Raw genomic sequence first — 26,900 nt, forward strand, 5'->3', positions numbered from 1 at the left:
TAGGGCCCGACCGGGGCCGTAGGAAGTTGTCGGTCGGGCCTGCTGACGTTTGAGGGTTCAGGCGGCGCGCTGTTCGTCGGCGGCCAGGCACATCCCGCAGATGCCGTGCGAGGTGGGGATGCAGTAGCCGACGTCCAACCCACAGCGCGGGCAGGTGCGCCGGGCGAGCATCGCCAGCGCCAGAGCACCCCACTTGCGCGAGGTCATCGGCCGGACGGGTTTGGCCAGGTCGATCCGGTACAGGTAGGCGACCAGCGGCGGGCGGCCCCGGCGCCGGGCGCGTTCAAGCTGAGCGGCCACGTCCTGACCGCCGGGCCGCAGGCCGCGGGCGCGGAGCTGGCGGCGGGTGGCGTAGCCGTCCGGGGCCAGGTGCCAGCGGAAGACGGGCAGCGCGCTCATGCCGCACCACGCCGTCCGTGCCGGCGTCCTGCGACCGTTTCCAGCAGCCGCCCCAGACGGGCCCGGCGCGGCCCGGAACGGCCGGACCGCTTGGCCGTGTACATGGCCTCATCAGCGCGCCGCAGCAGCGCCGACAGATCCTCGCCCGGGTGGTCAGCGGCCCGCACCCAACCCAGAGACACCGTGGTGTGCACCTCGGGGGCGGTGTCGGCCGGCCGGGCGAGGACGCGGGCGAGGACCTGAAGGCGGTCAGCGGCCGAGCCGTCGCGGTCGACGATGACGGCCGCGAACTCGTCCCCACCGAGCCTCCCCACCACACCGCCGGGCGTGGTGCCGTGGGCCAGGCGGGCAGCGACCGTGGCGAGCAGGACGTCACCAGCGGCGTGGCCGAAGCGGTCGTTGATCTGCTTGAAGTGGTCGACGTCGGCCAGCACGACGACCGCGCGCGGGTCGCGCAGCAGGCGGCGGGCCCGCCGGGTGAACGCGTCGCGCGTCCACAGGCCGGTGAGCGGGTCACGCCGGGCCGTGGTCAGCCGGGCGTGCAGCCACCGGGCATGTACCGCCCACCCGACGACAGGCCCCACAGCCGGTAAGAGGGCGGCGAGGGCACTCACGACGCCACCTCCCCACCGGCCCGCTCGGCGAGCAGAGCGTCACGCAGCATGCGGGCATTGGCCGGGGACGTGCGCAGAGCCCGGCGCAGACCCTCACCCGTGATCTGCTTGTCCGGCCATTCGGCCGTCAGCTTCCGCGCCTCACTCAGAAGCTGCTCAGGGGTGCGGCGCACGCGCGGTGACTTCGCCGCGTCCGGCACCCGACCCGTCGCCCGCACCGGCCGGGCCGACTCAGCCGCTACCGGACGCACAACCGGCAGGATCGGGGCCGCCTCGATCAGCTCCGGAGCGGGGGCCATCGAGGGGAGCGGCTTGAGTGCCAGAGTCGACTTGCCCAGGTCGACCGCGACCGGATCGGGCAGGGTCAGCCGGGTCAGCGTCACCACCGGATCCGACGTCGATTCCATCAGCTCAGCCCTAGACCGTTCCATCACGGTCTCGGCTGATTCCTCCGCATTCAGGGTCGGTGCGGAATCGAGTGCGGGAGCCAGGATGACGCCGCCGAACATCGAGGCAAGGGCGGCGTCCGCGCCGTCGGTGATCCGACCGCGCTGGACGTCCAGCAGCCTCGATCCCAGCGTCACATCTCCGACCCCGATCCTGCGGGCCAGCCTCCACGACTTGCGCTCGGACCACTTCTTGACCCGCTCGCTCGGGTGGGCGGTGGCGCGGGCGCGGTGGTAGGCGAGCGCCTGCACCAGATCGGCGGTGCGGCGCTCGTTCTCCGCATCGCGGCCGTCGGTGTGCACCACGATGCGGCGGGCCAGGAACGCCATGCCCTCGGCCGAGACGGACATGCCCATCGGGGTCAGGGCATAGACGACCGTGCGGCCCGGATCAGGGGCCGCCATCGCACCCATGACGGCGGCGGCCGCCGGCAGCACCCACAGTCCCGCCCGCACCATGCGCGGCGAGGATTGGCCCAGCATGGTCAGGCCCAGCAGGACCAGGGCGAGAACGGCCGTCGCGCCCTCACCGGCACCGAGCGCACCGAGCGCGGTGCCCTTGCCGTAGGCGTGGCCGATGTTGCTATAGGTGCCGATACCGCCGACCACGCCCGTGGCCAGCATCGGCACGAACGCGGCCGCCAACACCCCGATCTGAATACTGGTCAGAGGCTTGCGGGACTCGCTCATGCCGCACCCGCCAGGGTGAGCAGGACGGCCGCGACGAGTAGGGCCCCGCCCGCGCAGGTCAGATCGACCGCGCGGCGCAGGCTGGTGAACTTGGCGACCGCCAGGCGGGACAGCCCGGCGACGTCTGCGGCGAGGTCGCCGCCGTCGACCGTGGCGGTGATCTCCTCGGCGGTGAGCGTGGCCCACAGCGGGAAGCCGTGCCGGCCGCGCAGGTTCGGCCGCACCGACCGCAGCAGCAGGCCGGCCGCGCCGACCAGCAGCGCCATCCCCAGACCGCCCGCGATGCAGGCGGGGATGTTCAGGGGGAGGTCGCGGGCGACGGTCCACGTGCCGGCGAGGACCGCGCCGACGAACGCGAGCAGCAGGGCCGTCTTGGCGTCGGTCCGGGCGATCTCAGCCTTCACCTCCGCGTGCGCGGCCGTCAGCTTCGACGAGGCACTCATGCCGCACCCCCCGACAGCAGCGCGCCGGCCGGGCCATTCGCCAGGTCCCGACGAGCCGCCAGCACCCGGTTACGGGCCCGGCGGATCCGGCGGGCGTCCACCTCGTTCACGGGGCGGTCAAGGGTCGCGATCTGCGCGTCGAGCAGGTCGACCTCCGCCGCGATGACGGGGGACTCCAGCTCGATCGCGGCCAGCTCAGTACTGGTCGGTTCCATGAAGTCGGCGAACGCCGTAACAGCGTCCTGAACAGTGACGATGTGATCCATGGGTCGTGGTCTCCCTAGCAGGTGAAACGGCCCGAACAGCGGCCCCGGTGTTCGAGCACCGGGGCCGCGCGCCGTTGAAGTCGGAATGTCCGGCTCCCCTCAGCGCTGCTCGTACGAGACGAGCAGCGGAGGCAACCGGCCGCAGCGAAGCGCTGCGGAGGCTGGTCGTGCAGTCGCGTACGGGACGCACCCGTACACATCCGTCCTCTTACTGGCAGGGGAGGGACGGCCTCCCAAGCACGCTGTTGAGTTCTCAAGGAACGACCGACGCGGGGCCCCACCTGCTCGAGCAATCCCGAACCGACCAGCCACCGAAGAGAACCCAAAGAGAACCCCTCGACTCGCTGTCCTAGGACTGCGAGCGGCCTGAGATGAGAATGGCACGCAGTCCTAGGACAGTCAACAGTCCTAGGACTGTGCTTCACTGGAGACCATCGAGAGGAGTTCGGCGTGGCACCCAAGTGGCGCGACCTGGCGGACAGGCTCGCGGAGCAGATCAGAAACGGTGAGTACGCACCGGGCGATCAATTGCCCCAGATCAGAGAGTTGGTCGAGTCCGGAGAGGGCTCAAAGGCCACGGTTAACCAGGCCTACAAGGCCTTGGAGACCGAGGGTCTGGTGACCTCTACGCGCGGTCGCGGGACCGTCGTACGCCCGCACACACCCCTCAAACGCCTCGGCATCGCTCGCTATGACAAGGCCAAGTGGCGCGATGGTGACGAGGTCGCGTTCATCGCTGACCGTGTGGCGTCCGGGCGCTCGTATGACCGGAACGAGCAGACGCAGACAGTCAGCCGCGTGAAGGCGCCGGCCGTCGTAGCCGCCGCTCACGGCCTGCCCGAGGGAGCGGACGTGTACGCGCGGGCGCGCCTGGTGAAGGAAGGCACGCAGCCGACCCACACCCTGACGAGCTACTACCGGCCGGAACACGTGGAAGGAACCCGCATCGTGAACCCGGAGCCCGGTCCGGCAGGGCGCGGTGGTGGGTTCCGCGTCCTCTACGACGCCGGATACGAAATCGACCACATGACCGAGGAACTGTTCGCGCGCGTACCCACGGCCGAGGAGGCTCAGCTGCTCCAGCTCTCACCGGGTGAGTGGGTGGTGGAGCTCCACCGGACCACGCGCACGGCTGACGGGACCGTGGTTGAGTTCGCCATCGGGGTACACGCGGCTACACGGTTCGCTTGGTCGTATGACTTCAAGGTGCCCGACTCGGCAAAGACATTGGTGGAGGGCGAGAGAACGTGATCTCGGCGCAGGCATGGGCGGACGCTCAGACACTGTGGGACTTCCAGCAGATGGGCAATGAACCCCGCCCATGCTCTGTGGCGATCGGTCTCGGCAGTCACGACCTCGGGGTGGCCGACACAACGGCAGAGCTGTACCACCAGGGCTTGTTCCCGCTCGTCGTCTTCACCGGAGCGACCAGCCGTACGACTCAGGAGCGGATGCCGCGCGGCGAAGCCGAGCACTACCGCGACCGTGCCGTAGAGCTGGGGGTTCCGGAGCACGCCATCCTCGTCGAGCCGAACGCGCGGAACACCGGGGACAACATCCGCTTCTCACGCGCGATCCTCGAAGAGCGACAGGCACCCGTCTCGTCTGTCCTATTGGTCAGCAAGCCATACGAGGAACGGCGTTCGTACGCGACGGCCCAGAAGCTGTGGCCGGGTGTCGAGTGGGTGTGTGCGTCCACCTCGATGACGCTCCCCGAATACATCGACTCGATCGGGGACGCGCGCCTTGTTCTCGACATGATGGTCGGCGCTCAGCAACGTCTCGTGATCTACCCCCGACAGGGGTTCATGATCGAGCAGGAGATTCCCGACGACGTCCGGCACGCGTTCGAACGGCTCCGAGACAGCGGCTTCACGAGCCGACTCGCATCGGAAACCGCAGATCAGGCCTGACGGCGCAGGGGCCGCTCCGTGTCGAAGCGGGTGCGCTGGGAACAGTGACACCATCGCAAACATTTCAAAGCATCGGCTTCTTAGAAACTAGCATGACGAGCGGCAAGTCAAATTCTGGATTCACTCGACGCATATTGGCATGCGCGATCGCCGTCCCAATTGCAGTGTTGATGTATCCATTGATCCCCAAAGCAGCACACCTCCTGAAAATTACGCCGAGACTGGGCCGACTCTGCATGATCATGCGCTCAATCTCGCCAGCCTGCAGAACGGTGTTTTTTAGAGTCCCCAGAGCAATCTTTCCAATGTCGTGAAGATACGTCCTGCCCACAAGTTCTGCGAGTTCAGACTCCGTAATCGCATTGATTTTGAAGCGGTCAGAATCCGGGCCGAAAGGGCGCACCAATGGTGTTCCGATCAGACGCACAGAGTCCTGCACCTCGCCTGATGAGAACCCTCTAGTGAACAATCCTGGATAATTCATTCCGGCGCACTCACCTGCCGACAGTGACGAGGCCGTGAGAATCGTGCATCCAAGGCCCGTCAGATAGTCCAAGTCCGCAGGATCCGCCCCCTCAAGATCGTCCACAAATGGTGCCACAGTCTGCTCGATGTTACGAGCAAGTACGTCGACTGACCTGACATCCGTGTAGGCAATTTGTTTTAGCACAAAGGAGCACGTCAGAACCGCGAAGTGATGTGACGAAAGATTTTCCGCCACCGTTACTGCATAACTAGACGCCAATTGGGAAGTGCCTCTCGCATCGGAACTAATGCGAGCTATAAGTAGCTCGATCAGCACTTCCCCCAGGTCGGAATCACCCGTCTTTGCGTACCCCGACTGCGCAGAGTAGAGGGCAGACTGCGTGCCAGGGTCTTGAAATTGGCCAAGCGCATCAGGGGCTCTTTGCTGGATAGATTCAACTAGATTACGCGTGAACTCTTCAGCTCGCTCTCGGGCTACCTCATAAGCACCCTGACTCAATCTGTAGAAATTTTTCTCAAACACCTCCATCGCGGTATCTTGAGAGATATCCTTCACCTCGCGGTATCCGAGGCCAAGGCGAACATCCCCTCCAGCCTGGATGTTGAGGTTATTATCTCGCGACGTTTGTCGTTTAGTGCTCCACTTCACGGCGAGTCACCAAACTTATTATTATCTCCAATGGTCAAATCGTTTCCGCTTTGCAGGTTTATCGAATTATTTCCACTGCGCTGGATCTGCCCCGGATTTGCCGCTCTGACACCTTGCGAACTTCGAATCTGATGAATTCCGAGAGCTGCTCCTAGCAAACCAATAAGAGACCCTACGATCCCTCCTAGCATGCTTGCCTTTTCGAGTCCCAGGTAGATACTGGTGGCCACGAGCGCTATTCCGAGCGTCGCGGTTGTGGTCCAGAGGGCACGACGTTGAGAGCTAGTCACAGACGTAGTGTCACGCACTCCTCCGGCTCGTGTCTGCCATTGCTCCATAGTCCGTGGACGGTGATGGCGCAACCGGCCCTCACTCCAGGGAGGTTCTGGTAGCCCTCGTGCGCCTGGGGATCGCCACACCGCTGGTCAGGTACTCCGCCCTCAGAGTGTGTGACGGCAATCGTTGACGGCAACGTGAGCGTACGTTGCTGTCCTGCGGAAGACGTCCGCGCACTGCGCGGCTCGGACGGGGCGGGCAAGCGTCCCTCCAGGAGTACGCCTGTCAGAACTCCTAAAGCGGGTGTCGCAGGTTCGAATCCTGCCGGGGGCACAGAGAAAGGGCCAGCTCAGGAGGGTTTCCTCCCAGGCTGGCCCTTCGTCGTGTTCGGGGTCGTGCCACATGCGTGCCACTACGGCTGTGTGGAGGCCGGATCCTCCAGCCGAAGGTGTGCTGTGAACCGCGGCGCGTACGTCATCCCCCGCCCGACGAGGTCAGGCGAGCTTTTTCAGCTGCGCGTCGACGATGTCCTGGGGGATGGTCGGGGGCTGGATGGGGTTGAGGGACAAGAAGGTGGCGATGGTGGAGTCCTGGCGGACGACCAGGACGGTGACGGGGATGCTGGGTCCCCCGCCGTTGACGACCTGGGTGGCGTCGAAAGCGAGTGTCTCGTCGCCGTAACCGGAAACGGACCGGGACTGGGTACCGGAATACCCCAGCCCAGCACCTGGGTGGGCAGCGGACGGGCGCATCTCGGCGGTGGCGCACTTCGGAAGCGCTGCGCGCAGTTCGGTCATCACCGTGCGGGCGTTGGCAAGGGTGTAGGACGTCAGGCCGACACTCGCGTGCTGCCCGAGATCGTCGGAGGCGGACACGACATCCTGGCTGACATGGGCCGTGAAGTCGTGCAGGCCGCCCAGCTGTGCGGCCGCGTAGACGGATCGGCAAGGTGCGGGCGTGACGGCGCGGTAGGTCGTGAGCACGTCGTGGTCCACCGGGCTGCCCTGGCCCGTGACAGTGTTGACGGTATAGCCGGGGACGTCGTGCGCGGTCAGCGCTAGGCGGTCGAGGCCCTTCTGGTCGAGCCCCTTCCCGGCCTCGGAGGCGGGCGATCCGGATGCCTGCTGCGGCGTCGAGCTCGCAGACGAGGTGGACCCGGCGGTCGCAGGCTTCCTACTTCCCCCAGCATCGTCCCCGCTCTCCGCACCGCACGCGCCGGCCAGCACCAGCACCGACAAGACACCCGCCGCCGCAACGACCCGTCTTCCGACCTCAGAAGCATTCATCATTCGCCCACCCCCCGGTGCCCCGGCTGAGAGCACCCGCAAAAGAAGCCCCGGCGTGCGCCCAGGCTGAAGTTCACAGGGAGCCTAGTGGGAACTGGCGAAGTGCCCTTCGCCTGACCCGATTTGAGATGCGGGCCCCACCCCTTCCGGGCCATCGCCTCGCAGACCTAGTGACCTGAGCCGGAGGGGGCCGCTCCCCCACCCTCGCGGATCATGGCTCCGAGCCGATCGGCGATGGCCCGGTGGCCCCCGGCCGGGCCTGCGCTCCTGTCTCAGCCTCGCTCCAGCCCGGCCGGGGGCAGCGCCGCGCACCAAGCGCCCAGCCACCCGCTTTGGCGTGAGCCTCAGAAGACACAGCCAGTACGTCGTGCTTTACCAGACACGCCCACAGGGCCTTTTCCGCCTGCGACCCTCAACGTGATGACCCTCGGCGGCCAGGTGAGCGCTGATGTGCAAACGCCGCCCGGCATCCCAGGCGCCCGGCGTGAGCCCCGGTAGACGAGGAGTGACGCCTGTCTCCGCCTCTCTGTTGTACGGCAGCGAAGTACAGCAACCACCGCGACCGCAGTCGGTCATCACCGACCGCACCTGCACGGCCGACCAGCCGTGCAGACCTCAGCGACCACCCCGCCCGTAGTTCGCATCGTGGGAGCAAGGCGGTGTTTTTCGGATCAGCCCCTGGGGCCGCGCGCACCTCGCGCCTGACACGGTGACGCACAGGACGGAACCGGGGCCGGGCACTCCCGCGTGCACGAACGCGAGGCCTCGATCGCACACACCAGGGGGAACGTGAACAGCGAAGAACGGTACAAGCCTGACCGTCCCGAGAAGACCAAGCGACGCAACGAACGGCTGTGGCGCATCGGCATCGTTGTCGCCCTGATTGCGTGGGCACTGTTCCTGGCCTACATCTACAAAGACCCCGGACCGATCTGCGGAACCGGCCAGGACAAGGGACCCTGCTGACGGTCCGCGACATCGGAGGGCTGTGGGGCGGCGACCGATCTCTGTAGAGCTACGGATCAGAAGGTCTCTGACATCCACGGCTGACACAACGCCGCCGGACGGAGGCGTACACCAGCAGCCCCGAGCGGCCGACGACGGCCTCCCAACCCGTGATTCCGAGTGCTGTGAGGCCCCGGCGATCGAACTCCTAGAGCGGGCGTCGCAGGTTCGAATCCTGTCTGGCATCCCCACGGAGTCCACATCCCCAAGCTCGCCCTGCGCACTCCTCTCGCGGAGCTGCACGGCGTCCGCCGGGGAAGACGGTCCGAGGAGGTGAGGGCCCCGAGGAGGTCAGGCAGCACCGCTCAAAGCCTGGATGGTCGCTCGGCGTGCTTGGCGATGGCCCGGCCTTCGGGCAGTAGACGTTCGGGCAGTGGACGCCTACCGAACGGGACCCTCGCCGGCGGAACCGCAGTGGCTGCCGTATTGGATCAGTGGTGCCGCCATCCTCCTCCGGTCCCATCGTGACGAGACCACCAGGCCAGCTCCTCATTCTTGCCTTGGGCTTGCTGGTCGGAGCCGGCCGACGGAGAGCGGACGTGAGCTGGGTCGGCGTGCGGGTCAGGGGCCGTTGGTGGCTCAGGCGCCCAGGTAGAGGGGGGCCTTCTGGGTCCTGCCGTAGATGTAGGCGCTGAGGGTGCCGTCGGCGCCGAGGACGACCAGGGTGACGTCGTCCTGCTGGACGGACGGGCGGCCCTTGGCGTATGCGACGGGGAACGTGCCGTGGCCGGTGGTGAGCTGCGCCCCGTAGACACCGGATCGCTTGACGAGCTTCACCGTGGCGCCGTTGGCGAGCTTGTAGCGGCCGAGACGCGGGTTGGCGGCGGTCTTGGCGCCGGTCCAGGTGACGGTCGTGCCGTCGGGGTTCAGTACGAGCGTGCGGCTGCCGAACACGGCGGCTCCGGCGCGACCGTGCGCGTCGATGAACCGCACCAGGCTGCCGCCCTGGTGGACGCGGGCCTGGTAGTGGCCGGCGGAGACCTTGAAGATCTGCGCGGACGTCCGGGAGTCGAGACGCAGGGTGCGCACGAGCTTGCCGGACTGCGTGCAGTCGGCGGACAGCGCCGGGAAGGCGGTGGACTTCCACGGGGTGGGCCCGCCCTCGCTGCGCTGCCCGAAGACGGGCTTGGCGCTGAGCACTCCGGTGATGCGCAGACCCCGGGCCGTGTCGATGCTCCTGCTCTGGTCCACGGTCGAGACGACGCGTCCCCTCGCGTCGAAGAGCCTGGCGGACGCGCCGCGGTCGGCACTGTTGACCAGCTTGACCTTCCAGCCGCCGCCGAAGACGGAGGGGACGGTCTTGGTGGCGACACAGGTGCCGGCCGTGGAGGACGCGGTCGCGGTCGCTGCGCCGGCGGCAGTGGCCGTCGCGACAGAAGCGGTGGCCGTACCCACGAGGGCGACGAGGGCGAGGGCGGTACGGAGTGCGGTACGCATGACGGCTCCTGGCGATGTGGCTTCTGACCCGCCGGCCTCTCTGACCAGCACGAACAACGCTATTCGGTCATGCGTTCCGGAACCGTCGGCCCCACGTCACAGGCGTGTGACAGGTCGTCCTGTCCGGGCGATCCTCCGATCGACTGACCGTCTGTTGGAGTGTCATCGGCCCTTCTGAACAACGCAACTGAGGTTACGTCAAGTAGTGCGCGGCCCCGGGAGGTGAGTCCCCGCGGCGCGTTCCAGCACGCCCCCACGCCCCCACGCCCTCAAGCCCCCGAGCCGTCGGCCCGGCGCGCCGGACCGCGCCCGCTCGGCCGGAATGCGACGTGGACCTCTGGCGTGGGGGTGGTGTCGGGAAGGTGCCAGCCGTGGGGGTGTGGGGCGGGTTGGACTGGGTGCTCCGCACGTGCTGCCTCTCAGGACGGAACGCCATGTCGGCCAACATGCCCACCCCCGCCGCGGTCGATGGACGGCCTCCGGCCGGGCCCGTCCTGTCGACCAGGTGGCCGGCCGTGGTCTCGGTGATGCTGGGGATCTTCGCGATCGTCACCACCGAGATCCTTCCGATCGGCCTGCTGACCTCGATCGGCTCCGATCTCGCCGTGTCCGACGGGGTGGCCGGGCTGATGATGACGATGCCAGGCCTCCTTGCGGCGGTCGCCGCTCCCCTGGTCACCGTGGCCACGACGCGCGTCGACCGGCGTCTGACGCTGTGCGCCCTGATGTCGCTGCTGACGCTGGCGAACTTCCTCGCCGCCGCGGCGCCCGACTACCGGTTCGTGCTGGTGTCCCGGGTCATGGTCGGGATCACCATCGGGGGCTTCTGGTCGATCGGCGCCGGGCTGGCGGAGCGCCTCGCGTCACCCGGCTCCGTCGGCAGGGCCACCGCCGTGATCTTCTCCGCCGTCCCGCTGGGATCCGTCCTCGGCGTCCCGGCCGGCACCTTCCTCGGTGATCTCACGGGATGGCGAACCGCCTTCACCGTCATGGGGGTTGTGACGGCCGGCGTGCTCGTCATGCTGCTCTTGCTCCTGCCGCCGCTTCCGCCGGTCCGCGCCACCCGGCTCGGCGTGCTCGGTGGGCTGCTCCGCGGGGCCCGCACGCGCTCGGCGCTCCTGCTGACCTTCCTCATCGTGCTGGCCCACTTCGGCACGTACACATACGTGACGCCGTTCCTCGAGCGGGTCACCCACGCCGGCGGGGGCCGGATCACCGTGTTCCTGCTGGTCTACGGTACGGCCGGGATCCTCGGCAACTTCCTGGGCGGCGCCTGGGTGGGCCGTCGCCCTCGTGCCGTGTTCGGGCTCGCGGCCGCCCTGATCTCCGCGGTGACCCTTCTGCTGCCCGTGCTGGGCCGCGGTGAGGCCGGCGCGGTGGTCCTGCTGACGGTGTGGGGCATCGCCTACGGGGCCGTTCCGGTCGCGTCGCAGACCTGGTTCTCCCGGGCGGCGCCGCATGCGCCCGAGGCGGCTTCGGTCCTGTTCACCGCTTCCTTCCAGACGACGTTCGCGATCGGCGCCCTCGTCGGGGGCGCGGTCCTGGACCGCTCCTCCCCGTCCGTCGTCATGCTGCTCGGCGGGTGCACCGCGGCGCTCATGGTCCTCACGGTGTGGAGCCCCTGGCTGGACGGGCCTGCGACTTCCGGGGCTTCCGGGGCTTCCGGGACTTCCGGGGTTTCCCGACGCCTCCGCCGGGGGCGGTGACGTGACGTGCGCCGGGGGTGCGCGGTCGGCGCTGGCAGGTCACCTCGTGGCCATCGGCACAGCCCGACCGTCGGTTGGGTCCCGGACGCAATCTCCGGGCCGCCCCCGGACAGGCCGGGGATGAAGCCATCCCTGCGGAGCTGGAACCCCCGGAAGCCGACCGCGCGGTAGAACCCTAGTGGCAGGCACTGACAGTCCTGTCGGAGTTGGGAGTTGGGAGTTGGGAGTTCGCAGTCCGTCGCCCGTCACGCCCGTGGCCCCTCGCCCCTCGTCCGTCAGCCGACGATGTAGCGGAGTTGCTTCTGCGGGATGCCGTGGCGGGTCGCCTGGTCCCTGAGCGCGGTGATCAGGTCGGTCTGGTAGGCCGGGACCACGAAGGCCAGCGGCTCTGCCCCGCGGCGTGCGAGTTCGACGCGGTAGAGGGGGGTGAAGAGCACCGCACCCGACGAGTGTTTCAGCTCGGTCACCTCGCTCCACGCCACCACGTCCCGCATCCGGCCGAGCAGGTCGGTGACGGCCAGGCCGCTGCCGTAGAGGTGGCAGCGGCCCATCCCCCGGCCGGCGGTCGTCCGGCGCCACAGGATCCTGAGGACGATCAAGGCGAGCAGCAGGCCCGCCAGCACGGCGCCCTTGAGGAACGCCGAGCTGGGCCTGGCGACCACGACCGTGCCGAGGAAGAAGACCAGCACCACGACGGCGGCCCGCCAGGCGAGTTGGCTGAGGCCCCCGGCCACTCCGGTGATCGCGTACGTCCGGCGGCCCCGGGTGTGGCCCAGCTCGTTCGCTCGCTCCTGCAGGGCCGCATGCCGCCCTTGGGACGATCCCATCCGCTCTCCCCTCGGTGTCGGCCCGTCTGCGGCCGAAGACGGATCACCGTGGCACGCCGCGGGACCCTGCCGCATCGGGGGAATCACTGAGTCGTCCCCGCATCCGTACGGCCCGGTGTCCGTACGGTCCGGCACCTGTACGGTCCGGCATCCGTACGGCGACCCCGGGCGTGCCGCTACTTGAGCTGGGCTTCCTTGTAGAAGCCGCCCGCGACCAGGACGTACTCGTAGTTGGTCCGGTCGACGCTCGTCGGCTGGAGGAGCCGGGCCGGGACGGCCTTCACGCCGTTCTTGTAGGACCGCCTGTTGTTCACGCTCGGGGTGCGGTCGTTGAGGAGGTCGTCGGCCATGTCGGCGGCCACCGAGGCGAGTTCGCGGAGATCCTTGTAGACGGTCTGCGACTGCTCGCCCGCGATGATCGACTTCACGGAGGGCAGTTCCGCGTCCTGGCCGGTGATGACGGGCAGGGGCTTGCTGCCGGTGCCGTAGCCGTCCGCCTTCAGCGCGTTCAGGACGCCGATGGAGATGCCGTCGTACGGCGAAAGGACGGCGTCCACCTTGCGGTTGCGGTAGGACTGCGACAGCACGGCCTCCATGCGGCGCTGTGCGGTGGGGCCGTCCCAGCGCAGGGTGGTGACCTTGTCGAGCGCGGTCTGGCCGGAGCGGACGACCAGTTGTCCGCTGTCGATGAACGGCTGCAGCAGGCGCATCGAGCCGTCGAAGAAGAACTGGGTGTTGTTGTCGTCGGGGGAACCGGCGAACAGCTCGATGTTGTAGGGGCCCTTGCCCTTCTCCAGACCGAGCTTTTCGACGATGTAGAGGGCCTGGAGCCGGCCGACCTGCTCGTTGTCGAAGGAGACGTAGTAGTCGACGTTCTGCGTGCCGAGGATGAGCCGGTCGTAGGAGATGACCGGGATCTTCGCGGCGGCGGCCTGCTGGAGGACGCCGTTGAGCGACTTGTTGTCGATGGCGGCGATGATCAGCGCGTCGACGCCCTCCTCGACCAGCTTCTCGATCTGCGCGACCTGGGTCTTCGGGTTGTCCTGGCCGTAGACCAGCTTGGTCTCGTACCCCTTGGACTTGAGGTCGTCGACGACGCTCTTTCCGTCGGTGAGCCAGCGCTGGGAGGCCTGGGTCGGCATGGCGATGCCGATGGTGCCGTCGCCCGAGCCGACCTTGCGGCCGCCTGCCGTGGTGTCTCCGCAGGCGGACAGGGTCAGAGCCAGGGAGGCGGCCCCGGCCAGCGTGGCGAGGGCGGCTCTTCGGTTGCGCATGGTGATCGTTCCTAGTTCTTCTCGTCGTTGAGAGGAGTACGCCGTGCCGGGGTGCCGCCAGGGGACGGCAGGGACTGGGGGGACGGCGGGGACTGTGGGGACGGCGGAGAGGGAGCGGACGGGGCGGAGGGGACGGGGCGGACGCCCGGGGTCAGGGGGCGCGTGGAGCACGGTCGCGGGGGCGGCGCGTGGGTCGGACGCGCCGTGCCGCCGTTCCCGAACGGGCCGGGAGATTCCGAGGTTCGGGGGGTCGGCGGGGTCGGCCCTTTGGGGTGATCACGCACACGGGTGGGCGCCGGACGCCCCCGGACGGGTCGGGCTTCGGGTGGGGAGAGGGGCGCGCCGCGGCGGATCCGCCCGGCGGTCTCGAAGCGGCGCACGGGCCGCCGAGGTCGTCGGCGGACGTGGTGTGCCCGGGGTCTCACGGGTGGCGGGCGAGCGGGGGGTCCCGCTGGAACGACCGGAGGTCGTGCCGGCCGGCTCGGTGCGCGAGCCGGCGCTCAAGCGCCTTATGACCGGCCGGACTTGCGTGGGGCGCCCCGGAGTCGTTGCGGTGCGGGCGCCACCGGCTGTGCCGATGCCGCCGGTTCGCGCCGGCGGTGGTGGTCGTGTGGCCGGCGGGCCTCTGTAAGCAGGCCGCTGTGCGCCATCGCACCCCGACCACGCGTGTGCTGATTCCGTTGGCACGCAAGGGAGTTGCCCTTCAACCGTTCGAAATACCGTCACATGGTCGGCATGTTGGCGTGACAGTAAGAGGGGTGGCGCATGGTGTCAACGGGACGAACGACAACAGTTCGAAGAACGGTTCGGTCAACCCTTGAACGAAGCCCTGAAGGGGGCTTCCGCTGCGGCGATGAAGCGAACGGAAATCCTCCGAAACATTCGGAATTCTTGATCCCAGTCGCGGAATTGCCCTTTCCTGAGCCTTGCTCATCATTGACGGCAAAATTTTCGCGGTCGCTTCTCTGAACAGCGGTTATGTTGCGACACTGACTGTTTGGGTCTTCCGAATGTTTCGTCGTCATTGCCGAAAGTATTGACAGTTGGCAGGGTCATACCAAAACTGACGGTCAATCCGACGAGCCGTCCTCCGCCTTCGTGCGGGACCGGCCTCACAAGGACGAGGAGGAAACACGTACATGAACGCACCCGCACGCTTCAGGCTGTTCCTCAGCGGCGTCTGCACCACGGTCCTGGTCGCCCTCGCCGCGCTGACGTCACCCGGCGCCGCCTACGCCGACACCGTCGTCACCTCGAACCAGACCGGCACCGACAACGGGTACTACTACTCGTTCTGGACCGACTCGCCGGGCACCGTGTCAATGAACCTGGGGTCCGGCGGCTCCTACGGCACGTCCTGGCGCAACACCGGCAACTTCGTCGCCGGAAAGGGCTGGAGCAACGGCGGCCGCCGGAGCGTGACGTACTCGGGCTCCTTCAACCCGTCCGGCAACGCCTATCTGGCCCTGTACGGCTGGACGTCGAATCCGCTCGTCGAGTACTACATCGTCGACAACTGGGGCACCTACCGGCCCACCGGAACGTACAAGGGCACCGTCACCAGCGACGGCGGCACGTACGACATCTACAAGACGACCCGCTACAACGCCCCCTCCGTCGAGGGCAACAAGACCTTCGACCAGTACTGGAGCGTGCGGCAGTCCAAGCGCACGGGCGGCACCATCACCACCGGGAACCACTTCGACGCCTGGGCCCGGGCCGGCATGCCGCTCGGCAGCTTCAACTACTACATGATCCTCGCGACCGAGGGTTACCAGAGCAGCGGCAGCTCCAACATCACCGTCGGCGGCACCGGTTCGGGCGGCGGCGGTGGCGGGGGTGGCGGTGGCGGCGCGTGCACCGCGACGCTCTCCGCCGGGCAGCAGTGGGGCGACCGCTACAACCTCAACGTCAACGTCAGCGGAGCCGCCGACTGGACCGTCACCATGAACATCCCCTCCCCCGCCAAGGTCCTGTCCACCTGGAACATCAGCGCCGGCTACCCCAGCGCCCAGGTGCTCACCGCCAAACCCAACGGCAGCGGCAACGCCTTCGGCGTCACCATCCAGCCCAACGGCAACTGGACCTGGCCCAGCGTCTCCTGCACCGCCGGCTGACCCCCGCACCCTCGCCCCGGCTGGAGGACCACCCCGTATGAGTACCGGACCACGACTCCGCTCCCGCGCCCTGGTCACGAGACTGGCCGTCCTCGCGACGGCCGCCGCCTGCACCCTCACCGTCCAGGCCGCCGCCCCCGTCCAGGCCGCCGCTCCCGCGCGGGCGGCCGCCTGCAACGGATACGTCGGGCTCACCTTCGACGACGGCCCGTCCGGCACCACGTCGAACCTGCTCAACGCCCTCAGGCAGAACGGTCTGCGGGCCACGATGTTCAACGAGGGCCAGTACGCCGCGGCCCGCCCCGCGCAGGTGCGGGCCCAGGTCGACGCCGGCATGTGGGTCGGCAACCACAGCTACACCCACCCGCATCTGACCCAGCAGAGCCAGTCGCAGATCGACTCGGAGATCTCCCGCACCCAGCAGGCGATCTCCGGCGCGGGCGGCGGCACGCCGAAACTGTTCCGGCCGCCGTACGGCGAGACCAACTCCACGGTGCGCTCCGTCGAGGCCAGGTACGGCCTGACCGAGGTCATCTGGGATGTGGACTCGCAGGACTGGAACGGCGCGAGCACCGACGCGATCGTGCAGGCCGCGGGCCGGCTCACCAACGGCCAGGTCATCCTGATGCACGACTGGCCGGCCAACACGATCGCCGCGATCCCGCGGATCGCACAGGGGCTGGCCGCACGCGGTCTGTGCGCCGGCATGATCTCCCCGCAGACCGGCCGGGCCGTCGCACCCGACGGCGGCTCCGGCGGCGGTGGCGGGGGTGGCGGGGGCGGCGCGTGCACCGCGACGCTCTCCGCCGGGCAGCAGTGGGGCGACCGCTACAACCTCAACGTCAACGTCAGCGGAGCCGCCGACTGGACCGTCACCATGAACATCCCCTCCCCCGCCAAGGTCCTGTCCACCTGGAACATCAGCGCCGGCTACCCCAGCGCCCAGGTGCTCACCGCCAAACCCAACGGCAGCGGCAACGCCTTCGGCGTCACCATCCAGCCCAACGGCAACTGGACCTGGCCCAGCGTCTCCTGCACCGCCGGCTGAATCCGGTCCGACCGAATCGGGGGGCGCGGCGCAACGGTCCGGACGGTCGTCCGGACCGTTGCGTCCACGGTGTGCGCGGGTGCGGCCGGGTTCCCTGCGGAGTCAGTCGCCGCGGCTCGGGCGGGGCGGCTGTCCGAGGAGTTCCCGCAGCAGCCGTTCGTCGTCGGGACCGAGACCGGTGACGAAGCTGGTGAGCACCGCCTCGCGGTCGCGTTCGGCGTCCAGGACCCTGTGCATGCGCCGGGCGGCCAGGCCGGCCTCGTCCGAGGCGGGCAGCCAGGCGAAGGAGCGGCCGCTGCGCTCGCGGGTGACCGCGCCCTTGGCGAGCAGCCGGGTCAGGATGGTGATCACCGTGGTGTAGGCGAGGCCGCCGCCGAGGCGTTCCTGGACCCATCCGGCCGTCGCGGGCCCGTCGGCCTGCCGCAGCGCCGACAGCACCGACGCCTCCAGCTCGCCCTGCGCCCGCCGCGGGGGGCGCCGCCCGTGCTCCGTCACGCCCAGCCTCCTCTTCGCCGCCGTCCGGTCCGCGGTGGGACGTCGTCCGGTGGGATCCGCTCGGACATCGTCCGGTCGGACGTCGCCCGGTGGCGATCGCCGGTCGGACGTCGTGGGGACGCCGGCCGTCCGCGGGGCCCCGCGCGCGAACGCCATCTCTAAAGCCTCTACAGCATTGTAGAAGCCTGGCGGCGGCGCGGTTCCCGTTTGCGCTCCCTCAGCCCGCGTCGTCGAACGTGGTACCCGCCGCGATGGCCGCGATGCTGCGGCGCAGGCGGCGGGTGTCCAGGGACGACACCGACGTCGCCGACCGCAGATGGGCGTCGAAGACGCCGTGGTGCGGGCGCAGGACGGCGGCGAGGGCGGGGTGCCGGCCGGCGAACTCGGTCAGGTCGGCGAGGTCCCTGGTGTCGGCGGTCGCCAGGGCCGTCAGCTCGGGAAGGCCGGGCAGCACGTCGGCCAGGCGGCCGGCGGAGGCGGCTCCCGCGAGGGCGAGGGCGAGGTCGCCGCCGGAGCGCGGCGGACGGGAGATCAGGCGCTCGACGGACAGTGTGCGGTAGCGGGCGCGCCACGGCGTCGCCGGGAACCAGTGCAGGGCGCGCGAGACGGCGGGGGCGTCGGCGAGGAGCGGTTCGCGGGCCGGGCGGTCGCCGATGCCGTGCACCGGGTGGCCGGACGCGGCGAGCGCCTGGCAGGCGTGGCCCACCTCGCGCCACATGGCCCGGTCGTCGAGGACGATCTCCCGGGAGAGCAGCGTGACGACCCGGGCGTTGACCGCCGCGGCGACCGGACCGGCGTGGTGCTGCTGCAACTGGCCCACCAGCCGCAGCAAGAGCACCGCCGACGGCAGGTCGACGCGGCCCGCCACCCGTTCCCAGCCGACCCTCTCCAGCATGTCGAGCACGGCCGAGGCCTTCTTCTCGTCGCCGAGACTGATGAGGAGCGCGGCCAGCCCGACGGCCGGCTGGAGGTCGGCGATCAGCCCGAGCCGCAGGCGGCGTTCCGTCTTGGCGAGGTCGAGAATGCCCACGAGTTCGACCGCCCAACGGCGTTCCCACAGCGCCACGGTGCGCAGGACGTCCCGGATGACGCGCGGGTTGGAGAACGTGGTGATGAGCCGCTTCTTCAGCTCGAACGTCGTCTCGGTCCACTCGGCGTTGCGGGGGTGGGCGGGCCCGATCCCGATCCGCGCGAGGTGCAGGGCCGCCATGTACTGCTCCGACGGGTTCTGAAGCAGCTGGAGTTCGTCGGTGAAGATCTTCATCAGGACGGCGTCGTCCGAGAGCCGCGTGTAGACGGCCCGGCCCAGTTCGGCGACCTGTTCCAGGACGGAGAGCATGGCGGTGGCGGCGAGCGGATTCTGATACATGGCCGAGCGCGTCTTCCACACCAGCCGCAGTTCCTCCGCGCCCTGGACGGCGGTTCGCATCGTGCGCTCGCCGTACGTGCCGAGGAGCCTGCGCACGAAACCGCGGTCGATGTCGCTGACGATGCTCAGGAACTGGGTGAACTCCTCCCCCGTGCGGACGGTGTCGAGCCGGTCCGTCCACACGTCGGGCCGTCCGATCAGCCGGCCGGTCGCCTTCAGCAGGGCGGCGCCGGAGATGCCGTCGGTGTGCCGCATCGTGCGGGCGACCTCGCGGCAGGCCTCGGCGACGGCGACGGAGGAGGCGTTGGCCAGGCGCTGGGCCAGTTCGCCGGCGTGGAAGGTCCGGGCGTAGCGGAGCGCGGCCGTCGGGTAGAGGGCGCGGGCCAGGCGGTGGAACTCGGCCTGGGCGTCCGGCGGCGACCACACGCTCATGCCGACCAGCAGGTCGTCGATGCCGACCTTCTCGCGCAGGTCGTGCAGGAACCCGGGACCGAACTCGGGGTCGGCGCCGATCCACAGCGCGAGGCGGGGTCCCCATACGCGGCGGGAGGTGGTGAGCGCCTGGGCGACGATGTCGACCATCTGCTCCAGGCACCGCTCGCGGTAGCCGACCTGGGCCTCCCACAACCCCTTGACCAGGTGGTACTTCACGGACGGGCGGGGGTCCTTGACCAGCCAGTCGAGGACGGCCGTCTCGCCGAGCCCGTCGCCGAAGAGCTGGGCGAAGCTCCGGCCGCTCTGGTGGTAGGGGCTCTCCACGGCGTGGGTGACGGACAGCAGCATGCCCGCAGCCTTGGGATCGTTCTTGGTGGCGTCGGCGAGGCGGGCGACGAACGCCTCGTCGGGGTCGTTGTCCTGCGTCCACACCAGGCCGCGGGTCTCCGCCGACAGCAGCAGGCAGGCGCACCAGGCGTGCAGCCCCTGCACGACCCGCAGCAGCTCCACGGTCTCCATCGGGGTGGCGCGCCGGACGAGCGCGCGCAGCGCGCCCAGGAAGCGGGCGTTGTCGTGCCGGGTGTCGATGGCCCGTTTGAAGATCTCGTTGCGGTGCATGCCGGAGGTGCGCCGCAGTTCGTGCAGGGCGGTGATCACGTCGCGCGGGCTGCTGGCGTCCAGGGCGGGCTGGAGGAGGTCCTGGTGCTCGTCGATCATCGCGGACCACTCGGTGCGTTCGACGTGCCGGCGCAGCATCATCCCGGCGAGGATCACGGCGAAACCGTCCTCGGCCCGGGGCCGGTAGGAGACCAGTTCCTCGGGGCCCGGCTCCTGGTCGACGGGGTGGTAGCCGGCGGCGTCCTCGTAGTGGACGGCGTCGTCGTCCGCCACCCGCCGCCACAGCCGCCGTTGCAGGCGCAGGGCGCGCAGCACGAGGAAGTAGTCGGCGGGGCGGGACGGGTCGAGGCCGGTGACGACCTCCGCGACGCGTTTGACGACGATCTCGTCGAGGTCGGCGTTCTGGAACCACTCGATCCGGTCGAGCAGGTGGAGCCGTTCCTGTGCGGTGCCCTCCCCGCTGGACAGGACGGCGTTCACCTGGGCGCGCAGCCAGGTGAAGACGTGGTCGAGGTGGGGCGCGCCGGTGGACATGGCGTGCCGGATGCCGCGGATGACGGTGACCAGGTCGAGCAGCCGCAGCGTCGACGGCTCGTCCTTGAGGCGGTGGGTGAACTCCCGGATGACGTCCCTGGCGATCTCCTCGCTCAGCGAGGTGCCGAGGGCGGTGAGGCAGCGCGCCAGTTCGGCGGCCCGCGCCTTGCCGAGCCACTGGGTGAAGGCGCCGTGCCGGGTGCGTTCGAGGATCTCGGCGGCGACCTGGGCGCGGTAGAGGCGGGCTCCGAGGAGCCTGGGCAGGACTTCGCCGCGCTCGTGGCGCATCAGCGTCTCGAACCTCGGCAGCAGCCGTTCGACGACCTCGGCGCGCAGCCGCTCCTCGCCGGGGACGGGCACGCGTTCGGGCTCTTCGCGGTCGTCGCCCGCCTCGTCCTCCTCTCGTATCTGGAGGACGCGCTGGAGGATGCGGGTGCTGTCCTCGACGCCGGGGATCCGGACGAGGCCTTCTCCTTCGAGGGACTCCACGCCGAGCGCGTCGCGTTGTTCCCCGGTGAGGTCGACGAGCGTCGCCTCGGCGACGCCGGAGTGGATCAGGGAGGCGGCCGCCATGTCCGCCACCGCGTTCTGCTGGGCGATGCCGAGGCCGCCGAAGCAGGCCAGGACGGGGTCGTCGTCCGCCCCGCCGGTCATGATGCGGATGATCCGGTCCAGGTCGCGGCTGCCGTCGCCGCGCCGCACCTCGGCGAGCCCGGCCTCGCGCCGCGCCTCGCCCGGCCGGGCGAGGGCCACCGCCTTGACGAAGTCCTCCAGGTGGGGTCCGCCGACGACGGCCGGGATGACGTCCACGCTCTCCGTGCTCCACTCGAAGTTCGCGGAGACGTCGTACTCCAGCAGGGCGAGGACGCTGCACCGGACGTCCTCCGAGACCAGCGGCAGCAGTTCGTCGACCGCCTTGTTGCCGCCCTGGAGGGGGAGCAGCCCGTCCAGGATCAGCAGACAGGGCCTGCCCTCCTCGCGCCGCGCCAGATCGACGGCCCGCCGGGCGGCGTCGATCAGCGGGTCGCGGTCGGGCAGTTCGCCCCGGGTGGACCGGATCGCCTGGACCTGCCAGCCGCGTCGGCGCAGGTCCTCGGCGAGCAGCCGGGCGATCGTGCTCTTGCCGCTGCGCACGGTGCCGCCGACGACGGCCACCACCCGTCTCGCCCGCCCGCTCTCCCGGCCCTTGCCGCCCTTGGCGTCCTTGCCGTGGTAGATCTCGCGGAGGTCGGCGACCTGCTTGACCACGGCGTCGCCCGGCCGGGCCGCCAGCGGCTGGACCACCCAGCCCAGGGCGAGCAGTTCCTCGCGGTGGCGGGCGTGCTTCCATTCGGTCCACGCCTCGCCCCAGACCGCGGTGGCGGCCCCGTCGAGCGTGAGGGGGCCGGGCGGGCCGGGCACCGGTTCGCGCACCCCGCCGGGACGGACCCTGACCCAGCCGCTCGCGGTGGGGGCGAGGAGTTCGTCGACGCCGATCAGCGCGAGCGCCTCGACCCGTCCGGTCAGGTCGGCGTCCGTCATCGGCGCGAGGGTCCGCTCCCGCGTCAGGACGCCGAAGGCGGGCAGCTCGGGCCGGGGCAGTCCGGTGAACCCGGCGAGGGCGTCGAGGGCGTAGCCGAGCGCGACGGCCGGATCGGGGCGGAGACCGTCGGGCCATACCCCCACCGGGAGTTCGGGCCGCGCGCCGGGCTCGACGCCGCCGAACCGGTTCAGCAGCGCGACGGCCGCCTCCCGGGCCTCGATGAGACAGGGCCCGGTCCATGCGACGGGTTCGATCCAGACGGCCCCGCGGTCCGGGTCGGACGCGTCCGCGAGCGTGATCGCGACGCGTCCGCCGGGCCCGTCCGCCACGGCCGCGTGCGGCGCGGGCCGCGCGGGCCGTTCGCCGGGCCCGTCCGCGCCGGGCCGCGCGGGACAGTGGGCCCACAACTCGGCCAGCTGGTCCGGGACTTCCCCGGCCAGCAGCGGGAGCAGTCGCCGCATCCGCTCACGCGCCGCCTCGAGCGCGACGACGGCGGCTGGAGTGGCGGCGGGATCGACGACGGGGGCTGCGGGGGCGGTCTGACCGCCCGCCGGCGCCGCCGTGCCCGAGGCCACGTCGACGAGGACGGTCAGACCGCTGTCGTCGGCCACCGTCAGCCATGCGGGCAGAGCGGCGAGGACGGCGTCGCGGTCCGGCCGGCCGAGCAATTCGCCGAGCCAGCCGTCCTGGAGGCCGGACAGCGCGCACTGCGCGGCGAGTTCCTCGTCGGCGAGGTCCCGGGCGGCCGTGCGGTTGAGCCACGTCAGCAGGCGGACCAGCCGGTCGCGGACGAAGGCGGTGCCGGGCACGGCGGCCGGGGAGAGGGGGGACACTGTCATACGGGTTACCTCCTGCGGCCGTTCCGTGACATGCCGTGCTTCGCGCGGGTGCGGGCCCGCAGCAGGGCGGGCGCGCGGGAGGTCGCCACCAGCAGGTCGGCCGACCCGTACCACTCGGCCGGCGCGTCGTCCACGCCGTGGACGAGCCCGACGGCCGCGTCTCCCCCGCCGGGCACGGGTGCGCCCCCTCCGGCGGGGTGGGAGACGATGCCCGTGGGCAGCCCGTCCAACGGCCAGCGGGCCGTGCTGCCGTCGGCGACGGCGTAGGTGTCCAGCCAGTTCCCGTCCCGGTGGCGGCACGCGACGACGAACCAGTCCGGCGTCAGATGGAGCGCGCGCAGGTCGTGCGGGAGCGCCGGGACCGCGCCCGCGAGAGCGGCCGCACCGCCGACGAACGTGCACCCGCCGTCCGCGTCGACGACCACCGCCGTCTCGCCGTCCGCGGCGGCCGCGAGCCGGACCGGGTCCGGGCACAGCGCGACCCTGCGCGGCGGGCCCGCGGCGGCCGGGGACCAGCGGTGCACCACGCCGTCCTGCGTCGCCGCCCAGACGACCGGATCCTCGGGCGGACCGGCCACGGCGACCGCGACGACCGCCCGTCGCAGCGACTCCCGGCCCAGCGGTTCGACCCCCGACGCCCCCACGGCCAGCAGTTCGACGTCCGCCCCGTCGCCCACCGCGAGGAAGCCGGCCGGGTGGCCCGCGCAGGGGCCCGGCAGTTCGCCCGTCCCCTCGCGCAGCACCCGGTCCGGGACCGCCGCGTCCGGGGCGCAGCGCAGTACCGTGCCGTCGGCCAGGACGACGAGCGCGTGGACGCCCCCGGCGGCCTCGGCGGCCTTCTCGCCCTCCGCGCCCTTCTCGACCTCCGCGCTCTCGGTGCTGTTCAGGGCGTTCAGCGCGACGACGCGGCCCTCCAGCCGCCGGGACGTCCCCTCCTCGCCGCCGGCGCCGTCCCACCACCGCAGGCTGCCGTCGTCGTGGGCGGTGACGACGGAGCGGGGGCCGGGTGATCCGGCGGCGGACACGCGCGTGATCGACGGCCGTTCGCGCTTGCCCGGCCGCGCCCAGCGCACCTCCAGCGTGCCGCAGGGCGCGTCGACGGGGCCGGCGGCCCGTGCGAGAGCGGTGAGTTGCTGCCGGGTGGCGGCCAGGGCGAGGGCGAAGCGGTCCTGGTGCGGTCGCGCCTGCCGTGGCTGGGCTGCGCGCACGGCGGCCCGTGCCGCCCGGTCGGGGCCGGTCAGCGCCTTGACGGTGCGGGTCAGGGTGGGCCGGGCGAGCGCGAGCAGGAAGCCGGGGTCGTCGAGGAGCCGGCCCGCGTCGCCGGCCTGGTCGGCGGCGGCGGCCGCGGCGAGGATGTCGAGGAGATGGTCCGGCACACGTTCCCAGCCGGAGGCCGAGGCGCCCGGGCCGACCTCGTCGAGGAGCCGGCGCAGCACGGCTCTTCGGGGGCCGGGCCCCGGGGCGGGGGCGGGCCGGTGGCGGGGGCGCACCCCTTCGAGGGCGTCGCCGGGCCGGCGGCCGGGCAGCCGGCGGCGCACGAGGAAGCTCCGGCAGGCGTCGAGGCAGCTCTCCAGCTGCGCCGCCGTGACCGGCGCCCCGCCGTGGCCGGCGGTGACGGAGGCCCAGGTCGGCAGGTCGAGGAAGAGGTCGTCGTGGAAGGAGCACAGGGCGTTGAGGACGTCGGCCGCCGCGCCCGCCGCCGCCGGTGCGAGGAACTCCCCGAGCGTGCGGCGCAGGAGGCCGTCGAGCCGTTCGACGACGGCCGCGGTCGCCTGGCCGAGGGGGTCGGCGCGCTCCCGGACCAGGACGTCCGCCGCCGTGGCGGCCGCCTCGAAGCAGCCGCCGCAGAGCCGTTCCAGGGGTGCGGCGTCCTTCGGCGGGAGGTGGCCGCCGTAGGCGAGGCGGGTGCGCAGGTACGCGCCGGCCGTCTCGGGGCCGCGGTGGGCCTCGTCGTCGAGGTCGACGGTCGTCCCGGCCGTGGGGCCGGGCAGCGGGCGTGCCGCGCCGAGCACCACCCGGACGTGGGGCAGCGCGGCCAGCGGCTCCACCAGGCAGGCCAGCACGGCGGCGGGCATGTCCGCCTCGTCCACATGGTCGACGACGACGCCTCGGGTCTTTCCCTCGTGGCCGCCGCCGAGTGCGGCCAGCAGGCCGGTGACGCCCTCGCCGGGGACGTCCAGCGCGCGGGCGATCTCGTCGGCGAGCCGTTCGGCGGTGCGGCCGCGCGCGTCGACCGCGGCGAGGGTGAGGTCGCCGGCGGGCAGGACGCCGTGCCGGGCCACGACCGGGAGCGCGGCGCGCAGTGCGGCGGTGGCGGTGGTGACGACGCGGCCGAGGACGGCGGTCTTGCCGCTGCCGTGGGAGCCGGTCAGCCACAGCGGCGGCGCGGCCCCGACGCCGGTGAGGTGGTCGATGACGGTGCGCAGCGCGCCGTCGCGTCCGGTGAAGTACCAGCCGGGCGCGTCCTGGCTGCGCACCCCGCGTGAGCTGCGGCTCCAGCCGGCCGGCAGCCAGTCGGGCGGGTCGGGCGGCATGAAAAGGGGGTTGGGCAGGGCGCGGCAGTGCGGGTCCTCGTATCCGGCGACGATCTTCGCCCGTTGCGAGGTCGCCGCCAGGTCGTCCTGGACGGACACCATCACGCCGGTGAGGCTCAGGTGCCGCCGGTCCAGGGAGGGGGCGGCGGTGCCGCGCAGCGCCGCGGTGAAGGCGTCGGAGAACACGGTCTGCCCCGCCGTCTCGGCCCGCCGAGCGGCGGCGACGACCCACAGGTCGAACTGTCCGTCGAGCGGCCGGTAGCGGGACTTCGACAGGGTGTCCAGCAGGGCCTGTTCCGCGCCGGGCGCGGCCCCGCAGGCGTCCAGGACCAGCAGCACCTGGGCGAGGTCGGCGCGCTCCTTCAGGGCCGCGAGCAGCGCGGCGGGCGGGAGTGCGGCGCGGGGGTTGAGGGGATCGACGGTCTCGGGCGGGACGAGCATCCACTCGTCCTCCAGCTGGTAGCCGTGCCCGGTCGCGTAGATCACCAGCGTGGCGGTCCGCTCGGGCGGCGCCCCGTCCGGGTCCGTGCCGTCCGGGTCCGTGCCGTCGGGTGAGGCGCCGGGGTCCGGGCGGCTCCACTCGTACAGGGCGTCGTAGAGGGCGAGGTGGGTGAGGGCGTCGCCCTCGCCGGGTCCGCCCGCCCCGGCGAACAGCTCGGTCAGGCCGAGCGCCGTCAGCTCGGCGCGGACGGCGGCCACCTCCTCCGGCAGCAGCTTCAGGTCGGCGAAGTTCCCGCCGTAGGCCGGGCGTCCCGAGACGCAGAAGTACCCCGCCCGCTCAGCCAAGAGCCACCTTCAGCGACTCGCAGGTGCGGACGTTCTTCAGGTAGACGAGCGCGTCGTGGGCGGTGGCACGGGAGTTGGCGGCGTCCAGGTCGTGGATCTTCCCCGCGAACAGCCCGTCCAGCGCCTTGACGGTGGCGACGGCGTCCTCCTTCGCCGCGACGTTCACCCAGGTGTCGACGCCGGTGGGCCAGGGGGCGGGGCAGGCGTCGAGGTAGGGGTGCAGTTCGCGCAGGACGGGCCGCAGTCCGAGCGGTGAGCCGAGGGTGACGAGGGTGGTGGCGCTGGTGGGCCCGTGGGTGCGCAGCCAGTCGTAGGCCACGACGCTGCCGAGCGAGTGGGCGACGACGGCGCGGGGTCCGGTCTCCATCGCGGCGCTGAACTCGGCCTGTACCTTCTTCTTGAATTCCGGGTCCCGCAGATAGCGGGCCACCTGTTTGACGAACCCGAGAATCCTCGCGTTCGTGCCGCCGAGGATCTTGCGGGCCTGGAGGAAATCGATGGCCCACTGGACGGTTCTCGGCGCGTAACCGGCCTTGCCCGCCCGGTCGCTCGCGGGGTCGTCGACGCTTTCCGCGAGGGCGATCAGCAGTTCCTGTTCGAGGCCGGGTTCGAGGTCTGCGACCTCGTACTGCCAGGAGGGCCCCGCTTTCCCGTCGTTGTAGAGATGGCCGTAGAAAACGCATTCGATCGTGAGAGCGTCGGCTCCGCGGAACCGCACGTTGCGCAGTCCCTCGCGCAATGCCGCCAGCCAGGTCTCGCGCATCTCGTCGCGACTCGACCTGTTGGCGAAAATTCCGTGCACGACGACGACGTCCGCCATGAATCCACCACCCCCGGTTCGTCCCTGGCCACGATTATGACGACGAGGACCGCTTCGACACCCTGG

At 70.8% G+C, this 26,900-nt stretch carries 20 protein-coding genes; 6 read left to right on the top strand and 14 right to left on the bottom strand.

The window, feature by feature from the left end:
* Positions 1 to 57 precede the first annotated feature (57 nt).
* The 5 genes from ACGFSH_RS18045 to ACGFSH_RS18065 are packed head-to-tail and all read right to left on the bottom strand — an operon-like array spanning position 58 to position 2,858.
* Positions 58 to 399, bottom strand: coding sequence for an RRQRL motif-containing zinc-binding protein (locus ACGFSH_RS18045; protein WP_393349531.1), 342 nt, complete (start codon positions 397 to 399; stop codon positions 58 to 60).
* Positions 396 to 1,013 carry a GGDEF domain-containing protein gene (locus ACGFSH_RS18050; RefSeq protein ID WP_393349533.1) on the bottom strand — a complete coding sequence of 206 codons (618 nt, stop codon included), beginning with the start codon at positions 1,011 to 1,013 and terminating at the stop codon, positions 396 to 398. The genes ACGFSH_RS18045 and ACGFSH_RS18050 overlap by 4 nt, the downstream gene beginning before the upstream one ends.
* Positions 1,010 to 2,149: a conjugal transfer protein gene (locus tag ACGFSH_RS18055; RefSeq protein WP_393349535.1), complete on the bottom strand. Its 1,140-nt coding sequence runs from the start codon at positions 2,147 to 2,149 to the stop codon at positions 1,010 to 1,012. Before ACGFSH_RS18055 ends, ACGFSH_RS18050 begins: the two co-directional genes overlap by 4 nt.
* Entirely contained in the window at positions 2,146 to 2,592 is a 447-nt protein-coding gene (locus ACGFSH_RS18060) for a Pycsar system effector family protein (protein WP_393349537.1), read from the bottom strand. Before ACGFSH_RS18060 ends, ACGFSH_RS18055 begins: the two co-directional genes overlap by 4 nt.
* Positions 2,589 to 2,858, bottom strand: coding sequence for a DUF6284 family protein (locus tag ACGFSH_RS18065; protein WP_393349539.1), 270 nt, complete (start codon positions 2,856 to 2,858; stop codon positions 2,589 to 2,591). Before ACGFSH_RS18065 ends, ACGFSH_RS18060 begins: the two co-directional genes overlap by 4 nt.
* Positions 2,859 to 3,308: 450 nt before the next feature.
* On the opposite strand from ACGFSH_RS18065, the gene ACGFSH_RS18070 reads away from it, so the two are divergent.
* Positions 3,309 to 4,109, top strand: a complete 801-nt coding sequence (locus tag ACGFSH_RS18070; protein WP_393349541.1) for a GntR family transcriptional regulator — start codon at positions 3,309 to 3,311, stop codon at positions 4,107 to 4,109.
* The gene (locus ACGFSH_RS18075) at positions 4,106 to 4,771 is read left to right on the top strand and encodes a YdcF family protein (RefSeq protein ID WP_393349543.1); all 666 of its coding nucleotides are present in this window, start codon (positions 4,106 to 4,108) and stop codon (positions 4,769 to 4,771) included. Before ACGFSH_RS18070 ends, ACGFSH_RS18075 begins: the two co-directional genes overlap by 4 nt.
* 64 nt (positions 4,772 to 4,835) lie before the next feature.
* On the opposite strand, the gene ACGFSH_RS18080 is transcribed toward ACGFSH_RS18075, so the two are convergent.
* Both ACGFSH_RS18080 and ACGFSH_RS18085 read right to left on the bottom strand, forming a co-directional pair.
* On the bottom strand, positions 4,836 to 5,906 hold the full coding sequence (locus tag ACGFSH_RS18080; RefSeq protein ID WP_393349545.1) for an LPO_1073/Vpar_1526 family protein: 1,071 nt from the start codon (positions 5,904 to 5,906) through the stop codon (positions 4,836 to 4,838).
* A gap of 770 nt (positions 5,907 to 6,676) precedes the next feature.
* Entirely contained in the window at positions 6,677 to 7,414 is a 738-nt protein-coding gene (locus ACGFSH_RS18085; protein ID WP_393349547.1) for a hypothetical protein, read from the bottom strand.
* A gap of 843 nt (positions 7,415 to 8,257) precedes the next feature.
* Here ACGFSH_RS18085 and ACGFSH_RS18090 point away from each other — a divergent pair.
* Entirely contained in the window at positions 8,258 to 8,434 is a 177-nt protein-coding gene (locus tag ACGFSH_RS18090) for a hypothetical protein (RefSeq protein WP_393349549.1), read from the top strand.
* A 618-nt stretch (positions 8,435 to 9,052) separates the two neighbouring features.
* Here ACGFSH_RS18090 and ACGFSH_RS18095 read toward each other — a convergent pair.
* Positions 9,053 to 9,910 (bottom strand): hypothetical protein, encoded by an 858-nt coding sequence (locus ACGFSH_RS18095; RefSeq protein ID WP_393349551.1) that lies wholly within the window; start codon positions 9,908 to 9,910, stop codon positions 9,053 to 9,055.
* Between the two features lie 446 nt (positions 9,911 to 10,356).
* On the opposite strand from ACGFSH_RS18095, the gene ACGFSH_RS18100 reads away from it, so the two are divergent.
* The gene (locus ACGFSH_RS18100) at positions 10,357 to 11,616 is read left to right on the top strand and encodes an MFS transporter (RefSeq protein ID WP_393350048.1); all 1,260 of its coding nucleotides are present in this window, start codon (positions 10,357 to 10,359) and stop codon (positions 11,614 to 11,616) included.
* A 275-nt stretch (positions 11,617 to 11,891) separates the two neighbouring features.
* Here ACGFSH_RS18100 and ACGFSH_RS18105 read toward each other — a convergent pair whose 3' ends face one another.
* Positions 11,892 to 12,443: a hypothetical protein gene (locus ACGFSH_RS18105; RefSeq protein WP_393349553.1), complete on the bottom strand. Its 552-nt coding sequence runs from the start codon at positions 12,441 to 12,443 to the stop codon at positions 11,892 to 11,894.
* A 176-nt stretch (positions 12,444 to 12,619) separates the two neighbouring features.
* Positions 12,620 to 13,717 (bottom strand): multiple monosaccharide ABC transporter substrate-binding protein, encoded by a 1,098-nt coding sequence (gene chvE / locus ACGFSH_RS18110; protein WP_393349555.1) that lies wholly within the window; start codon positions 13,715 to 13,717, stop codon positions 12,620 to 12,622.
* Positions 13,718 to 14,856: 1,139 nt separating this feature from the next.
* On the opposite strand from chvE, the gene ACGFSH_RS18115 reads away from it, so the two are divergent.
* Together ACGFSH_RS18115 and ACGFSH_RS18120 are read left to right on the top strand one after the other, a co-directional pair.
* On the top strand, positions 14,857 to 15,834 hold the full coding sequence (locus tag ACGFSH_RS18115) for a glycoside hydrolase family 11 protein (RefSeq protein ID WP_393349557.1): 978 nt from the start codon (positions 14,857 to 14,859) through the stop codon (positions 15,832 to 15,834).
* Positions 15,835 to 15,871: 37 nt separating this feature from the next.
* Positions 15,872 to 16,882: a polysaccharide deacetylase family protein gene (locus ACGFSH_RS18120; RefSeq protein ID WP_393349559.1), complete on the top strand. Its 1,011-nt coding sequence runs from the start codon at positions 15,872 to 15,874 to the stop codon at positions 16,880 to 16,882.
* A gap of 102 nt (positions 16,883 to 16,984) precedes the next feature.
* On the opposite strand, the gene ACGFSH_RS18125 is transcribed toward ACGFSH_RS18120, so the two are convergent.
* The 4 genes from ACGFSH_RS18125 to ACGFSH_RS18140 all read right to left on the bottom strand — a co-directional run bounded on the left by ACGFSH_RS18125 (position 16,985) and on the right by ACGFSH_RS18140 (position 26,834).
* Positions 16,985 to 17,377: a BlaI/MecI/CopY family transcriptional regulator gene (locus ACGFSH_RS18125; RefSeq protein ID WP_393349560.1), complete on the bottom strand. Its 393-nt coding sequence runs from the start codon at positions 17,375 to 17,377 to the stop codon at positions 16,985 to 16,987.
* A 217-nt stretch (positions 17,378 to 17,594) separates the two neighbouring features.
* Entirely contained in the window at positions 17,595 to 22,694 is a 5,100-nt protein-coding gene (locus ACGFSH_RS18130; RefSeq protein WP_393349562.1) for a hypothetical protein, read from the bottom strand.
* A gap of 5 nt (positions 22,695 to 22,699) precedes the next feature.
* Complete coding sequence (locus ACGFSH_RS18135) at positions 22,700 to 26,014, bottom strand: hypothetical protein (RefSeq protein WP_393349564.1); 3,315 nt, start codon at positions 26,012 to 26,014, stop codon at positions 22,700 to 22,702.
* Complete coding sequence (locus ACGFSH_RS18140) at positions 26,007 to 26,834, bottom strand: hypothetical protein (protein WP_393349566.1); 828 nt, start codon at positions 26,832 to 26,834, stop codon at positions 26,007 to 26,009. Before ACGFSH_RS18140 ends, ACGFSH_RS18135 begins: the two co-directional genes overlap by 8 nt.
* Positions 26,835 to 26,900: the final 66 nt, after the last annotated feature.

The organism is Streptomyces sp. NPDC048481 (genome assembly GCF_043200075.1).
Classification (GTDB): Bacteria; Actinomycetota; Actinomycetes; order Streptomycetales; family Streptomycetaceae; genus Streptomyces.

Bases quoted from the DNA above. Each gene is read 5' to 3' on its own strand.
- ACGFSH_RS18115 (WP_393349557.1), top strand. From the start codon at position 14,857: ATGAACGCACCCGCACGCTTCAGGCTGTTCCTCAGCGGCGTCTGCACC.
- ACGFSH_RS18120 (WP_393349559.1), top strand. From the start codon at position 15,872: ATGAGTACCGGACCACGACTCCGCTCCCGCGCCCTGGTCACGAGACTG.
- chvE (WP_393349555.1), bottom strand. From the start codon at position 13,717: ATGCGCAACCGAAGAGCCGCCCTCGCCACGCTGGCCGGGGCCGCCTCC.
- ACGFSH_RS18130 (WP_393349562.1), bottom strand. From the start codon at position 22,694: ATGACAGTGTCCCCCCTCTCCCCGGCCGCCGTGCCCGGCACCGCCTTC.
- ACGFSH_RS18065 (WP_393349539.1), bottom strand. From the start codon at position 2,858: ATGGATCACATCGTCACTGTTCAGGACGCTGTTACGGCGTTCGCCGAC.
- ACGFSH_RS18140 (WP_393349566.1), bottom strand. From the start codon at position 26,834: ATGGCGGACGTCGTCGTCGTGCACGGAATTTTCGCCAACAGGTCGAGT.
- ACGFSH_RS18100 (WP_393350048.1), top strand. From the start codon at position 10,357: ATGCCCACCCCCGCCGCGGTCGATGGACGGCCTCCGGCCGGGCCCGTC.
- ACGFSH_RS18060 (WP_393349537.1), bottom strand. From the start codon at position 2,592: ATGAGTGCCTCGTCGAAGCTGACGGCCGCGCACGCGGAGGTGAAGGCT.
- ACGFSH_RS18045 (WP_393349531.1), bottom strand. From the start codon at position 399: ATGAGCGCGCTGCCCGTCTTCCGCTGGCACCTGGCCCCGGACGGCTAC.
- ACGFSH_RS18105 (WP_393349553.1), bottom strand. From the start codon at position 12,443: ATGGGATCGTCCCAAGGGCGGCATGCGGCCCTGCAGGAGCGAGCGAAC.
- ACGFSH_RS18055 (WP_393349535.1), bottom strand. From the start codon at position 2,149: ATGAGCGAGTCCCGCAAGCCTCTGACCAGTATTCAGATCGGGGTGTTG.
- ACGFSH_RS18095 (WP_393349551.1), bottom strand. From the start codon at position 9,910: ATGCGTACCGCACTCCGTACCGCCCTCGCCCTCGTCGCCCTCGTGGGT.